Genomic DNA, 15,667 nt, shown 5'->3' with positions numbered 1-15,667 from the left:
GCTTTAACACATAGTTTATAATCACTAACCTGAACTGCAGCAAAAAATATCTATATTATAAGCTACTTACGTTGACCGTTTAAACGAACCCACTCTTCTTGGATAGTCACCGGCTCCATGTTACACCATTGACCATATATATCTTGTAATGTTTGTGCCTGCTCTTCTAATACACCAGACAATGCTAATAAACCTTTATCACCAACATATTCCATAATAGTAGGCGCTAACTCACGCAATGGGCCTGCTAATATATTCGCCACAACTACATCGGCTTTAAAAGTAGGCTGATCTTTTGGAAGAAAAAGCGTTAACCTATCATCTACATTATTACGTTTCGCATTAGCAAGACTTGCCTGTAATGCCTGTGGGTCAATATCAATACCAATAACTTTCTTTGCCCCCAACTTTAACGCAGCTAATGACAATATACCCGAGCCACAACCAAAATCGACTACGGTTTTACCTTGCAAATCTAAGCCGTCAAGCCAAGTTAAGCAAAGCGCTGTGGTTGGGTGTGTACCTGTGCCAAAAGCTAAGCCGGGGTCAAGCATAACATTGACCGCTTCAGGCTCTGGTACATCACGCCAGCTTGGGCAAACCCATAGGCGTTTACCAAACTTCATTGGGTGGAAGTTATCCATCCATTCACGTTCCCAGTCTTTATCTTCTAATTGTTCTAACTTGTATTTCATCTGCTTTTTATCAGGATGAATACCTTGTAAATAACTGATCACTTTGTCCATATCATGACTCGCATCAAACAAGCCCATAACAACAGTGTTAGACCAATAGATTACTTCATCACCAGGTAAGGGTTCATAAATAGGTGTATCTTTAGCGTCAATAAAAGTCACTGCTTGTGAGCCACAGGCTACTAACCAATCACTATACTTTTCTGCAGTTTCTTCATTAGCGCTTAATCTAAGTTGTATCCAAGGCATGTTATGTTTTCCGATGAAATTAATTAAATTGATTGTGGTTATTTATGAACATTGTTTATTCTGATCATACATATTCGTAATGATAGTTTATCATTCATTGATGCTAGAGTAGGAACAAATTCATTTAATACGTAAAATATAATGTTAGATTTACTCCCTGATTTATTCGATCTTTACCCTGAACAATTACAACTAGCGGAGCCAATATTTAATGATTACGGCGGTAAGGTTATTTTTTCTGGTGAAATTGTCACTGTATCTTGCTTTAACGATAATTCAAAAGTAAAAGAATTAGTTGCCACCGATGGCACAGGTAAAGTCATGGTAGTTGATGGTAAAGCTAGCACTACCAACGCTTTATTAGGTGATATGTTAGCAGAAAAAGCGGTTGAGAATGGTTGGCAAGCTATTGTGATCAATGGCTGCATTCGCGATGCTGGCACTATTGCCACCTTGCCTATTGGTGTAAAAGCGCTAGGCTGTAACCCAATAAAAACAGAAAAGTTAGGCGTTGGCGACATTAATGTTGATATTACCTTTGCCAATTTACACTTTAAGGCTGGCGACTTTATTTACGGCGATTTAAATGGTTTAGCCATTAGTAAAAATCGATTAACCGTAGACTAGTAAAGATTTTCATTACAGGCTTATGATAAAGTTAAGCCAGTTAAGTTAATAATGTCTTTGTACTAAGTTATGTCATGAAATATTTTCCTGTGTTCCTCGATGCCAACAATCTATCCGCTATGATTATAGGGGGTGGCGAGGTAGCTACCCGCAAACTTGAATTGCTCTTAAAAGCGACCACTAATATCACCATAATGAGTGAGAGCGTATGTAGTAGTATCGAACGTTTGATTACATTACATCAATTAACTTGGTTACCCCATAATTACCAAGCTGGGCATTTAACGCATATCAATTTAGTCATCGCCGCTACTGATAACACAGTGGTAAATGAAGCGATTTATCAAGAAGCGACACCATTAAATATACTGACTAACGTTGTCGACCAACCTGAATTATGCACTTACATTACGCCGGCTATCATTGACAGAAGTCCAATGCTTATTGCGCTATCAAGTTCAGGCAGCTCACCTATTCTCGTACGCATGTTAAGGGAGCAAATTGAAAAAACACTTCCTCAAGGCTATGGAAAACTTGCCGATTTTTCATATAAGTTTCGTGATCATGTCAAAGCACGCGTTAAAGGATTACGCAATAGGCGCAGCTTTTGGGAAAGCATTCTTAAAGGGCCAATAGGACAAGCGGTACTCGATGGCGACCAACAAAAAGCAGAGCAACAATTAATTGCCAGTATAAAACAAGAAATCGCGCCACCGAGTGGTGAAATTATCTTTATTCATACAAAAAACGGCAACCCAGATAACTTAACACTAAATGCCCATCGAGCGATGCAATTTGCTGATGCTGTTTTTTATGATGAAGATGTTAATATTGAATTAATTGAATATATACGACGCGATGCTGAAAAGTTTTTACAAAGCATCAGCTCAAGTATATTAATTAACTATCAACATGCTATGGAATTAGCGGCACAAGGCCAAAAAGTTATTTATTTATTAGACGGCAATGAAGTATTACCTAAGAATGCCGCATTAGCGAATAGCGAGATCGCCACCCAAGTAATCATAAGTGGCGAATAATCTACCCCTCCAGTATTAGGTGAACTAAACTCACCTAATACTTTTCTTTACCACACACTACAACGACATAACAAAATCGATTAATGATTGACGTTCGGCTTCCGCTAAAGCCATATAAGCATTTTTACTTTGCTCAGCTTCACCACCATGCCACAGAATAGCTTCTTCAACATCTGCAGCCCTTCCATCATGTAAAAATCCAGCCGCAGGGTTCACTGTTTTAGTTAAACCTATTCCCCACAAAGGGCGTGTTTTCCACTCTTGACCATTCGCAGTGAAATCACGACGGTTATCAGCGAGTCCTTCACCTAAATCATGTAATAACATATCGGTAAATGGATAAATATGCTGCCCTTTTAGTAGCTCTGGCGCAGCTAAACCACCCACTAAAAGTTCACCTGTAGACGTAATAAAGTCAGGTTGATGACACCCAGTACAATTCACTTGAGTAAATAGTTGCGCACCAGCAATCACTGATTCATCATTAATATTACGCCTAGCTGGAACCGCTAACGTTTCAGCATAAAACACCACTTCATCTGAGAACTGCTGAGTAGCTTCGGTATTTCCTTGCTCATCAGTGCCTATGTCAACAAACCCAGTACGTGCAAGGTAGCTCTCGTGTAACGGAGTATTAACAACACTCTCTTCAGGAAATAAAGGATTCGTTATCCCCATATCGCCACGCAAGGCTGCAAGCGACTGTACTCGAACGCTTGGTGTACTGGCTTTCCAACCAAAGCGTCCTAATGACACGGGAATAGGATCATTATTGTTAGCTTTTACCGGATCAAAAACCCAATTAGGGCGACCAGAAATACCATCATTATTAGTATCGTTCTCATCGGCTAATGCTAAAATATCAGCCTCACTAATCAACTCTAGCAACCCTAAACCAAATATAGGCATTCCGTTTCTTGGGCTATAACGTACATTCGCTTGCAAAATAGCGCTATTTAGCGAATTTTCAGGTGCTACATCATAAGGTTTTTCAATTGTAAACATCGGCTTTTTAAGCGTTACCGTATTACCATCAGCATACGTTACCGTTGAATACTCATATGAAAGATATACATTAGCTTGGCCAATAAAAGGATTCTCTTGCCAATCATCCCGAGCCTTTAGAACACCTCGATGGAATAATTGCGTACCAAAACCATCAACCCCTACATTTTTACAATAGTTATTTTCTACTGATGGCACCAAACATTCACCATCATCAATACTCATACGTAAGAAAATTCCGGCATTAGATCCCAATAATACCCGACTTTCTCCTTCGGCTAAGGTAATCGTAGAAGGTCGACCATCACGTTGATGACATGAATTACAATCTTGGTTATTAAATACTGGCCCCAACCCGTCTAAATCAAGGTGCTCATTATTTGGTGCGGTAGTAAAGGCGGTTTCAAAGTGTGTGTCACCAGTTAAATGTTTATCTAACTCTTCAGCAGTTAAATTTGGCATCGGCGTTGAAAAGCCATGCCCTGAATCGCTAGCATCAATAGCGGTTGCCTCACCGCCTAATAAACTTACAAAAGTATAAGCCGCTTGTGGTTGCTCGGTTTCTTTGCTCGTCTCATTTGAACTATTGGAGTTACAGCCAGAGATAATCATTGTACTCGTTATGACTAACACTACATGACAAAGCTTTACTTGGCGTTGTTTCGTTGAACTATCAGAATTACTTAGTTTATATAAATAATTAAATTTACTTAAATAACTTAACTTTTTTAACTTACTTAGATTAATCATTGCTAGGATGCCCAGAACAGGTGTAGATTATTGTGCATCCTTGCGCAATAATTGTTGAGAATGACTCAATAAATAGTTAACTAACTTATTGTTGCCAATCTTGTAGCTTAGTTAAGACGTCATTTTCAAAAGAAGTTTGTAACGTTGATAACGCATCAATCGCAGCTTGAATTCTCACTCGCGCATCAGCATCATTAATCGCTTGTCTAAAAGGTAAATCATTATCACCAGCAATTGCTTCAATCGCCGCAATAGCATCCGTTATTTCAGTATCGACTCTTGTGGCAAGATCGGCATCAGCCGCATTCACAAAGTCAATAATACCCGCTTTATCAGCCTGCCCTGAAAACTCACCGCGATACACATTTTGTACGCCACGAATATTGTCAGTAAAATCAGCCAATGAATTCCAGCTATATTGTGATTCCACTTTAGAAGTATCAATATTATCGATATTACTACCAAACGGTTCCGCTATTTTGCCATTACCTACTTCATCAACAATACCAATCATACCGTTGATTAATTCTTCTACTACACCCAACTGAGATGCATAAATATCATTATTCGTAGTTAATAATAAATCTTTGTATGCTGGCGAATTAGCATCGTTTGGATCATTCGCAACTATCCATGCATCTAACAATGATTGTGTATAAGTTTTAAATACCTCTGCAGCGGCAGATAAATATTCACTTTCAAGCGTAGTCATTTCATCAATGCTTTTCTCATTATCTTCTACACCATCACCAAACAATAGAAACTCCATGGTATGAAAACCTTGAACGTCATCATTAAACGTTTTGAGTTCATCAGCACTAAAACTTGCTTGAGATGCTAATAACGCCTCTAAGTCACTGGTATTTAACGGCCAAGTATCTAAATGAGGATCAATAGAAAGTGCGTCAACTGGGCCAAAAATGTGTGATTCACCTTGCTCCCAAGGTACTCGAACTTCTTTCCAAGCTTGTTGCGCTAATGCTAAATTCTCTTCTGTTGGTGTATTTACTAAATTTTGAGTTGCTAATAAAAAGTCTGTCGCACCATCATTAAGGTTTTGATAACCCGCCACGATGACATCATTAGTTAAATTAGTGATCATTTCAGTGGCTTCAAAACTGAAACTAGTTTCCTCAACCACAGGGGGTTCACTGTCTGACGAACTGCCACCACAAGCTGTTAAAACTAATGCAGAGATGGCAGCTGCCAATAAAGATTTCTTAAATATCATGTTATGTCCCTTATTTAAATTTTGTTATGTTAATTTTGTTGTGTTGACTGTGTTATATAGAAAAGAAGTAACCCATAGACAAACTAAAGCTGGTGCTATCATCTAAGTTGTTTTGTGCGTGTTTTGTTTGTGCCGCCTGTGCTTTAAATACAATATTTTTAATTGGGTAATAGTTCATACCTAAAGCGATAGACTGTGTGTTAAATCGATCTGTGGCGATACCTTGTTCAAGCTTTTTGATCGGATTTGCATATTCATAAATGCTATATAAATAGAGTGGTTTGCTAACATTGAACAGATCTTGACTGTTATACGATAACTCGACAAATGCCGATTCAGCTTCGCTACCTAGTTGTGAAAAATTTCCCGGCTTTAATCCTGGTGTTGTTTTATTCGCATTAGTGATCGCTTCACTATCATCTAACGAGCCAAATAAATATTGGCCACGCACAAGCCAATTCTTATAACTGTAAGCTCCATGAAGACCGAAAATAGTAAGATTACCGTCGCCATCCACCTTAGTATCATTGTTTCTATTACCTGAAGTATCACCAGTATAAAAACTAACACCTACACCTTTACCCGCTTTAATATCGCCGTAATCTAGGCGAAGTGTGAATGCTAAATCATCGGCATTTACTGTTTCAAAACGTCTTTGATGTCCAGTAGCCACCCAGTTATACGTGCGGAAAAATTCAGAGTTAAGGCCAGTGGTAATTAAGGTTTGTGCGGTAAAGTCATTCCATTTACTTATTAAATTTACACCGGTTTCATGCCAAACTTGTGGAATAAGGGTTGCTTCACTCCAATAGCGCTGCGTAGCAACATATTGTGTTGGCTTATGTAAATCAGTACCTAGACCTACAGGAACAAAAATATGTCCCATCTTCATCGTGAAGTATTTATTGGCAATATATTGAGCTTGCATTTTTTCCACAACAATTTCACCTCCAGCTTCAACTTCAGTCTCAAACTCGCCAAACTCTTCAAAACCGTCATATTCTAAAGTTGAACCTGTACCACCATGTTCATATTCAAGCTCGATCTCAACTTGCCACTTAGGATCAAAGTCATAAACAAACTCTACCACCACGCGCTCTAAATCAGTTGTCGCTCTTCGCTCTGGGTTTGTATCCTGAATGTTCTGATAAACGTCTTCATTTTTATAAAGGAGACTGCCATAAGAATTAATTTGCCAATTCTTTTTAACATCAAGATCTGTCCCTTCATTCAACTGCTTATTTTCAGACGCTTTAAGCGAGTCGGCTTTTAAAGACGCTAATTTTTTTTCAATTAACGCAAGCTGTTGTTGTTGCTTTACTAGCGCTAGCTCCAACTCTGATTGAGTTGCCGCAACACTGTGATTATTTAAAGAGCAAACCCCATAAACTAAGATAGATACAAATAAACGTTTCATTAACCCAACCAAATACAAATAAGAACTAATACTATTTGCATTTATGATAATCCTTCGTCACCACCATTACAAGTGAAAATCATTCTCATTGCTAATAATATATTATCGCTAGTCGAAGCCTACCAACTTAATTTATAAAGAATGAATACAGTTTTTATAAAAATATATAAACCTATCGAACTCTCCATTACTTTTTGCACCAATACAGGGCAATTAAATTATTTCTATGCGCATTGGCCGAATTAAGATCACAAGAACTCTAACAACTAAAAAATATATTCCTTGTTTTACATTGAGTTACAAATAATAGAGAAAATTTATAAAGTGGCATAAAGGTTGATACATAATGATAGTAACTATTTGACTAAGGGGAAATTATGCTTTCGACATTTCTTAAAGAACATAAACTACCAGAAGAATTCAAAGATACAGTAAAGCAATACTATAAGCCGCTAGCGGATAGAATATTTAGCAAGTTTAACGATGCAAAACAGCCTTATTTTGTTGGTATTAACGGCTGCCAAGGCAGTGGAAAGTCAACCTTAACTGATTATATTGCTGAATATTTAATAGACCAATATAAAGTTAATGTTGTGGTTATGTCGTTGGATGACTTTTATTATTCTAGTGAAAAACGCAATGAATTAGCACGAGATATACATCCTTTATTAGCTACTCGAGGTGTACCTGGCACTCACGATGTAGCCGCGCTGACCAAAGTTATTAGTCAATTAAAAGCACAGGAAACAGGTTTCTCTATTCCTAAATTTGATAAAGCAACTGACGAACCTTTTGCAACAGATCTTTGGTACTCAATTGAAAAACCAGTAGATATCATTCTTATAGAAGGCTGGTGCTGGGGCGTTAAATCACAAACAGCTGAGCAATTACAAAAACCCATTAATGAACTTGAATTACAACACGATGCCGATGGTGTCTGGCGAAATTATGTCAATCAACAACTAAAGTCATTATATGAACCTCTATATAAAAATATGGATTTTTGGTTAGCGCTACAAGCTCCTTCTTTCGATTGCGTTTATAAATGGCGTTTAGAGCAAGAACAGAAGCTAGAAGCAAGAAATCAAGGCTTAACTAATTCAAAAATTATGACCCCAGCAGAAGTGTTAAATTTCACACAATACTTTCAAAGGCTCAGTGTACAGGGTTGCAATAGCATCTCTCATTCTGCCGACACAATTTTTCACCTAAGTCCTGATCGCAGCATTACTGAAATGCACATAATAGAATAGGGATGAACATGTTACCAACTGTGATATTTAGTGATCTAGATGGAACCTTGCTTGACCATTACACTTATCAATCAACGCCAGCAAGCACAACACTTGAACAATTAAAAAATTCAAAGATACCGGTTGTGTTAAATACGAGTAAAACGCTAGCTGAATTAGAAATTATTAACCAAAGTCTTAATCTTAATGCGCCATTTATTGTTGAAAATGGTGCCGCTATTTACATACCTATTGGCACTTTTGCAAAACAGCCTGAAGACACTCGAACAATAGAAGGTTTTTGGGTGAAATCATTTTGCCTACCTCGAGAATACTGGTTGACATTATTGTCTGAAAAATCAGGTCAATTTTCGAATCAATACCAAGGATTTTCAACATTAACTGACGCGGAATTAGCAGAAATTACCGGTTTATCTTTAGCGGATGCAAATAGAGCAAAACAAAGACAATTTGGTGAACCAATTCATTGGTTAGGTGATGAAACAACGAAAAAGCAATTTATTGAACACATGCTTGATTTAGGTGCAAATGTTGTTCAAGGAGGTCGATTCATTCATATAGGTGACTATTGCGATAAAGGCCAAGCGTTAATTTGGTTGGCAGAGCAATACCGCGAACATTACAACAGCTCAATTGTAACCATTGCCTTAGGTGATGGAGAAAATGACAACTCAATGTTAGAAGCTGCTGACTTTGCAGTACAAATTCGTTCACCTGTACATGAATTTCCAACGTTATATCGTCAATACCAAACAACGAAAACAAAATCATATGGGCCCGAAGGTTGGGCAGAAGCAATACAACAACTGCTATCAAATTCAATTAACTCAGAGGTAAATCATGGCTGATTTTTATCAAAACGGAACAGTAACAACGTTACATAATTTAGCACAACGTGAATCCGCAGATATGGCGGCCGAATTATTAGAATTTTCCAAAAAACGCCCTTTAGGGCTTATTCTACCTTCATTATTTTCAGAGCTAGAAGGTAAAGCGTTGCCTGATATTGTTAGTAAGCTTAAAGGTGTAGAATATCTATCTGAAATAGTTATTGGTTTAGACCGTGCTGATTTAGACCAATATAAACATGCACTATCGTTTTTTGGTGAACTACCACAACACCATAAAGTATTGTGGAATGACGGACCTAGATTACAAGCAATCGACGCTAAATTACAAGAGCTTGGGCTAGCACCGAAAGAATTAGGTAAAGGTCGTAATGTTTGGTATTGCATGGGCTATATTCTAGCGTCAGGCAAAGCTGAATCAATTGCTTTACATGATTGTGATATTTTAACTTACGAAAGAGAATTACTCGACAGACTACTCTACCCTGTTGCCAACCCACTGTTTAACTATGAATTTTCTAAAGGTTATTATGCACGTGTTGCCAGTGGCAAAATTAATGGTCGCGTTTCGCGCTTATTAGTAACACCGCTAATTAAAGCATTAAAGAAAACCGTTGGTCACTGTGACTATCTTGAATATATGGACAGCTTTTTATACCCATTAGCAGGTGAATTTTCTTTCCGTCGAGATGTATTAAGTGATATTCGTATTCCAAGTGATTGGGGCTTAGAAATCGGTGTACTTTCTGAAATGTACCGTAATTATGCACCAAATCGTATATGCCAAGTTGATATTGCGGCAACCTATGATCATAAGCATCAAGATTTATCTTTAGATAATGATCAAGGTGGTTTATCAAAAATGTCCGTTGATATTACTAAATCATTTATTCGAAAACTGGCCACACAGGGCGAAACATTCACCTCTGAAAAGTTTAGAACATTAAAAGCTACCTATTATCGTATTGCATTAGATTATGTTGAGACATATCGCAATGACGCTATGATGAATGGACTACAACTCGATATTCATAACGAAGAAAAAGCAGTAGAAATGTTCGCTGAAAATATATTAACTGCAGGTCATACTTTCTTAGAACAACCTATGGATACGCCTTTTATCCCGGCTTGGAACCGAGTAGTCAGCGCTATACCTGATATTTTATCGCAGTTAAAAGAAGCCGTAGAACTAGACAATGAAGAATTTAGTCAATCCTTGAAGTAAAGGTGAAGTATGTCCGCACAAATTAATCTATTGAAAGAAAAGCTAGTTCAGCAGCTAGCTTGTATCTATAAAGACGTTCCGCTCGAAAGCTCATGTGACGATATTGCACAAGCACTTATCGATATCATGCGGTTATCAACAACGGTAGAGGTTGCTGAGCCTTTTAAAAATCACTGGTCTGAAGAAGATGTTATCTTGATCACTTATGGTGACAGCGTAATAAGTGAAGAGCAAGCTCCCTTAAAAACGTTGAAAAACTTTTTAGATAGCAAAATTAAAAACACGATTAATAGCGTACATATATTACCTTTCTTTCCATACAGTTCAGATGATGGTTTTGCCGTTATTGACTACTCATCGGTTAATGAATCACTAGGCTCTTGGGATGATATTGAATCCATTAGCAAAGACTACAACTTCATGTCTGACCTAGTCATTAACCATTGTTCAAGTCGCAGTGTTTGGTTTGATAATTTTGTCAAAGGAGAAGGCGTTGGTAATGATTTCTTTTTCACAGCCTTACCAGACGATGACTTGTCTGAGGTTGTTAGACCACGCACTTCACCATTATTAAAAGAAATTGAAACTAGCAATGGTAAAAAGTTTGTCTGGTGTACTTTTAGTCACGATCAAGTCGATTTTGACTTTCGTAACCCGGAAGTATTGAAAGCCTTTACCACTATTATCAGACAATACCTTGATAGTGGCGTTAAAATATTTCGTTTTGATGCTATTGCCTTTTTATGGAAAATTGCAGGAACAACAAGCATTAATCTACCCCAAACTCATGAAGTAGTAAGGTTATTAAGAACCTTAATTGAGTCTGCCAAATCAGATGCAATTATCATTACCGAAACCAATATTCCTAATACTCAAAACCTTACCTATTTTGGTAACGCCAATGAAGCTCATGGTATTTACAACTTTTCATTACCACCACTATTGTTAAACACCTTACTAACCGGAAGTTGCTTATATTTAAAACGCTGGTTAATGAGTATGCCGCCACCTCAAAATGGCACCATGTACTTTAACTTTATTGCCTCGCATGATGGTATCGGCTTACGCCCTGCTGAAGGCTTGTTAAGTGAAGAAGAGCTAGGACAATTAGTTAATACCGTTGAAGGTTTTGGCGGAAAAATATCATGGCGAACCACAGACGGCGGAGAACAAAAAGCGTATGAAATGAACATTTCGCTTTATGATGCCATGCAAGGAACAGTGAATGGGAAGGATCAATGGAACTTTGAACGCTTCATTTGTGCTCACGCCATCATGTTTGCCCTTGAAGGCATCCCCGGCATTTATATTCATAGCCTTATTGGTACACAAAACGACTATAAAAAATTATCAAACACTCATCATAACCGTTCTATTAATAGACACCGTTGGGATGAAAATTTATTAACCGAGGCGCTACAAGATGAAAGTTTGCATCATGCAAAAGTATTGTCAACGTTAACGTCGTTACTCAACATTCGTATCAAACAACCAGCGTTTCACCCTAATGCTACTCAGTTTACTTTACACTTAGGTTTATCATTGTTTGGTTTTTGGCGACAAAGCCAAGACCGAAAACAAAGTATTTTTTGTGTCAGCAATATTACGGATAAGCCTTTATCTTTACCATTAAGCGAACTAAATTTAATTGTTACAGAAAGTTGGATTGAATTAATTACTGGTACAGAAGTAACAGACTTAACTGAATCTATTACCTTACTACCTTATCAAACAGTTTGGATTGCTAACATTAAAGCACAATAAATAAAGAAGAGTATCAAGGTCATACATGCTATGGCCTTTACTTGCTCTTTCATATTCCTAGTAAACAGATCATCAAAACACACATTATTATACCAAGGTCCGCAAATTTCAGCTGATGATTGACATTAAAATCATTCCTTAAAATCATTCCTTAAAATGATTCCTTAAAATAAGTAATTAAATTGAATACTTAAGTTCTATTTCTCGGTCAATACTAGTTAACAACCTAATGCTAATACCTAACTACCAACCGAGGCATACTATGCATAAAATTTTATCACTAACAATAACACTAACCATACTACTAATTACCTCAAATGCTGTTAAGGCGAACAACAATAGCAGCAAAGACCTTTATCAAAATCAAATAATGACAAAAGGCTTAAATCATTTAGGCTTAACAGTAAAAAACCTTCAAGCGTCAGCTGACTTCTTTATTAATACCTTGGGCTGGAAGAAAGCAGGTGGCTACCCTGACTATCCATCAATATTTGTTACCGATGGTGAAATTTTTATAACACTTTGGCAAACAAAAGATGTAGAAAATACCGTTGCCTTTAACAGAAAGAATAATGTTGGTTTACATCACCTTGCTCTAACCGTGGCAAGCGAAGAAATATTATCTGAGTTACACCGCAGATTTAAACAAGTACCAAATTTAATCATTGAGTTTGCCCCAGAATTAAATGGTAAAGGCCCAACAATACACATGATGATTAGAGAACCAAGCGGCAATCGTATTGAATTTGCCTACACTCCAGCAAAATGATAACGAAAATACAACTAAAAAATAACCAATAAAAAACAGCGGGTTAACACACTATTAACAATTGAGGGAAGGCTTCATATAACACTAATATTTTTTACAAAAACAATAACATTATTACTTTATTTAACCTTGTTTTCATACTACAGTTCCGCTATAGTGAAAATCAAATGGTGTTAGAATATACACTCTAATATCTAGTAACATAGAAATATACATAGAAACACAAGAGCACAACAATCTTATAAAAGTTAAATAGAGCCCGCAGGGATTAATTTCAATGCATAGAGGATTGTGCTCGTAATAAATATAACAATACAGCTAACAAAAGGACTACTAGTTGCTACATATTAATACCACATCAAATTGTTCACAAATTAGCGTTATGGTTTCTTAGTGGCTATCGATATGCAAAAAAACATACTTTTCTTGCAAGGCCCGTTGGGCAATTTTTTTAAGCTACTATCATCATATATAGATAGTGAAACCACTTCGAGTGCCCATCACATCACATTCAATGGCGGAGATGCCTGGTTTAGTGATAAAAGATATTCTCACGCGTACTCTGGCAAACCAACCGAGTGGCAAGCATATTTAAGTGATTATATCGAAAAACACGGTATTACAGATATTGTTGTTTTTGGTGATTGTCGATTTTATCATCGCATCGCAAAATCTGTTGCAGAAGAGATGAACTTGATTTTTTGGGTGTTTGAGGAAGGCTATTTAAGACCTTCGTTTATTACCTTAGAAGAAGGTGGTGTAAACGGTAATTCTTCACTTTTAGGTTTAGACTTTAGTGTACTTGAAGAGAAACACCTAGAAGAGATATCGAATAACAATACGCGTTTGCGTAGTCCTTTTTGGGATATGTCCATTAACGCCATTCAATATTATTTTTTCAAGCAACTTTATACAAAAAACTTCCCTCATTATATCCATCACCGCCCTTGGTACGCCACGGAAGAGTGTTTGCATTGGATTAAAGCGGGCTTTAGAAAGTTAAAATATAAAGGTCAAGAACGAAAAATTGTTAAGCAGCTAACAACTACGCTATCCAAGAAGTATTTCTTGGTTCCTCTTCAAGTAAGTGTTGATAGCCAAATTTTATACCATTCACCTTATGGCTCAGTTGAAGAGTTCATTAGCGTTGTTATTAAATCGTTTTCTCAAAAAGCATCAAAAGATGATTATCTCGTTTTTAAGCATCATCCAATGGACCGAGGCTTTAACAATTATGCCAGATACATTAAAAAACTTTGCTATGCTTATGACTTAACAGGTAGAGTGTTGTATTGTCATGATGCTCATCTACCTACGCTAATTAAAGAAGCCAAAGGCTTAGTAACTATAAACAGTACCGTTGGTATATCATCATTACATCATTCAACACCTACAAAAGTATTGGGGCGTGCGGTGTATGACTTAGACGGAGTAACAAGTCAAAAACCATTAGATGATTTTTGGAAAACATGTTGTAAACCATGTGAAATCACATTTAAAAAGTTCAATCAATTTTTAAAATCAGAAAACCAAATCCCAGGCAGTTTTTATCAACAACCGGAACTTGTTTTGCAAGCCGTAACTGATAAATTTTTTAACTTAAATAACCAATAAAACGAAAAGGATACGTCATGTTAAATTTTAAATTATCACAGCTTGCAATAGCAACGTCACTAGCATTAACGCTAAGTGCATGTGGTGGCTCATCAAGCTCAGATCCAGAAACACCAGTAGTTACACCACCAACAGCTGAAACATTCACAGCTACAGGTGCCGCTGTAAAAGGTATTATGATCGGTGCAGATGTTGTAGCATATGATGCAGATGGTAATGAAATAGCGAGTGCTGTAACTGATGAAAACGGAAGTTATTCACTTGATATACCATCAGACTTCGTTGGTGCTATTAAAGTAACGGTAACAACCAATGCAGACAGTATTATGCGTTGTGACTCTAGCGATTGTGGTAATGGTGTTGGTTTTGGTGAAGATATCACTAACACACCAGGCATTGCACTATCTACTGTTGCTTTTATCGATGAAGATACTGATACATCTGCTGTAGAATTCCCTGTGAATGCGTTAACTAACGCTACAGCACAAATAATGGAAGCATCTACAGATCTAGCTGATTTAAATGCCTCTGGTAAAGCAGGTTTTGATGCGCTAGCTAAATTATCAACTAAAAAAGTGGCTTTAGTTTTTGGTTTAACAGATATAGCTCCTGAGAACTTTTTAACTCAAGACATTACTGACCCTACAACTATTTCAGACTTAAGTGCTGAAGATGCAGCAGGGTTATCTTTGCAAGATACAAAATTATCAATGCTTAATGCTCTTATCTTACAATTAGCGCAAGACGGTGCTGAAGATGGAGCAGATATCTCTGCTGCTCTTGCTGCCATGACAAGTAAAATCCTTTCTGCTACTGACGAAAATGGTAGTTCAACAGAAAGAGATGAAATCGCTAACAATTTCGAAGCTGCAATAATAGCGCTTTCAAATGACTCGTTATTTCAACAAGAATTTGCACTACTAAATGATACGCTAGGTGGAACAGTTACATTACCAGTTTCAGCTGAAGATTTTAGCTCTGGTGATTTTGCAGAAGAACTTGCTTCTGATATTTCTGATGAAGTTGACGGCGTAAGCTTAAATGCGATTAATGATGCTATCAATAGTGTTGTTACTATTATTGAAACTGCTGAAGGTTCATTAACTGACGAAGATATTGCAGCAATTGAAGATGAAGTAGATACAGTTATTACACCTACTCCAACTGACCCTGTTGACCC

The 15,667-nt window shown here is 37.1% G+C and carries 13 protein-coding genes; 9 read left to right on the top strand and 4 right to left on the bottom strand.

Annotated elements, in window-relative coordinates; all coding sequences use genetic code 11:
• Positions 1 to 62 precede the first annotated feature (62 nt).
• Entirely contained in the window at positions 63 to 944 is an 882-nt protein-coding gene (gene prmA, locus KO509_RS04255; RefSeq protein WP_215972054.1) for a 50S ribosomal protein L11 methyltransferase, read from the bottom strand.
• Between the two features lie 141 nt (positions 945 to 1,085).
• Here prmA and KO509_RS04250 point away from each other — a divergent pair, with 141 nt between their 5' ends.
• Positions 1,086 to 1,571 carry a putative 4-hydroxy-4-methyl-2-oxoglutarate aldolase gene (locus tag KO509_RS04250; RefSeq protein WP_215972053.1) on the top strand — a complete coding sequence of 162 codons (486 nt, stop codon included), beginning with the start codon at positions 1,086 to 1,088 and terminating at the stop codon, positions 1,569 to 1,571.
• Between the two features lie 74 nt (positions 1,572 to 1,645).
• Positions 1,646 to 2,611: an NAD(P)-dependent oxidoreductase gene (locus KO509_RS04245; RefSeq protein WP_215972052.1), complete on the top strand. Its 966-nt coding sequence runs from the start codon at positions 1,646 to 1,648 to the stop codon at positions 2,609 to 2,611.
• A gap of 57 nt (positions 2,612 to 2,668) precedes the next feature.
• Here the strand turns inward: KO509_RS04245 and KO509_RS04240 are convergent, their stop codons facing one another.
• From KO509_RS04240 to KO509_RS04230, 3 genes are all read right to left on the bottom strand, one after another.
• Positions 2,669 to 4,366, bottom strand: a complete 1,698-nt coding sequence (locus KO509_RS04240) for a di-heme oxidoredictase family protein (protein ID WP_252727380.1) — start codon at positions 4,364 to 4,366, stop codon at positions 2,669 to 2,671.
• An 85-nt stretch (positions 4,367 to 4,451) separates the two neighbouring features.
• Positions 4,452 to 5,597 carry an imelysin family protein gene (locus tag KO509_RS04235; RefSeq protein ID WP_215972051.1) on the bottom strand — a complete coding sequence of 382 codons (1,146 nt, stop codon included), beginning with the start codon at positions 5,595 to 5,597 and terminating at the stop codon, positions 4,452 to 4,454.
• Between the two features lie 52 nt (positions 5,598 to 5,649).
• On the bottom strand, positions 5,650 to 7,014 hold the full coding sequence (locus KO509_RS04230) for a hypothetical protein (RefSeq protein WP_215972050.1): 1,365 nt from the start codon (positions 7,012 to 7,014) through the stop codon (positions 5,650 to 5,652).
• Between the two features lie 377 nt (positions 7,015 to 7,391).
• Between KO509_RS04230 and KO509_RS04225 the strand changes: the two genes are divergently transcribed.
• From KO509_RS04225 to KO509_RS04195, 7 genes are all read left to right on the top strand, one after another.
• Positions 7,392 to 8,267, top strand: a complete 876-nt coding sequence (locus KO509_RS04225; protein WP_215972049.1) for a kinase — start codon at positions 7,392 to 7,394, stop codon at positions 8,265 to 8,267.
• Between the two features lie 8 nt (positions 8,268 to 8,275).
• A complete protein-coding gene (locus KO509_RS04220) occupies positions 8,276 to 9,115 on the top strand; it encodes an HAD-IIB family hydrolase (RefSeq protein ID WP_252727379.1) in 840 nt (279 codons plus the stop codon).
• A complete protein-coding gene (locus KO509_RS04215; protein ID WP_215972047.1) occupies positions 9,108 to 10,340 on the top strand; it encodes a glycosyl transferase in 1,233 nt (410 codons plus the stop codon). Before KO509_RS04220 ends, KO509_RS04215 begins: the two co-directional genes overlap by 8 nt.
• Positions 10,341 to 10,349: 9 nt before the next feature.
• A complete protein-coding gene (locus KO509_RS04210) occupies positions 10,350 to 12,104 on the top strand; it encodes a sugar phosphorylase (protein ID WP_215972046.1) in 1,755 nt (584 codons plus the stop codon).
• A 262-nt stretch (positions 12,105 to 12,366) separates the two neighbouring features.
• On the top strand, positions 12,367 to 12,873 hold the full coding sequence (locus KO509_RS04205) for a VOC family protein (protein ID WP_215972045.1): 507 nt from the start codon (positions 12,367 to 12,369) through the stop codon (positions 12,871 to 12,873).
• Between the two features lie 405 nt (positions 12,874 to 13,278).
• Positions 13,279 to 14,487: a capsular biosynthesis protein gene (locus KO509_RS04200; RefSeq protein WP_215972044.1), complete on the top strand. Its 1,209-nt coding sequence runs from the start codon at positions 13,279 to 13,281 to the stop codon at positions 14,485 to 14,487.
• A gap of 17 nt (positions 14,488 to 14,504) precedes the next feature.
• Positions 14,505 to 15,667 (top strand): hypothetical protein (locus KO509_RS04195; protein WP_215972043.1); only part of this gene is annotated, 1,163 nt, incomplete at its 3' end.

It is taken from the genome of Colwellia sp. C2M11 (assembly GCF_018860915.1).
Lineage (GTDB): Bacteria > Pseudomonadota > Gammaproteobacteria > Enterobacterales > Alteromonadaceae > Colwellia.
The sequence above is the reverse complement of the archived record's forward strand: the minus strand, read 5'-3'. Positions and strand labels throughout refer to the sequence as shown.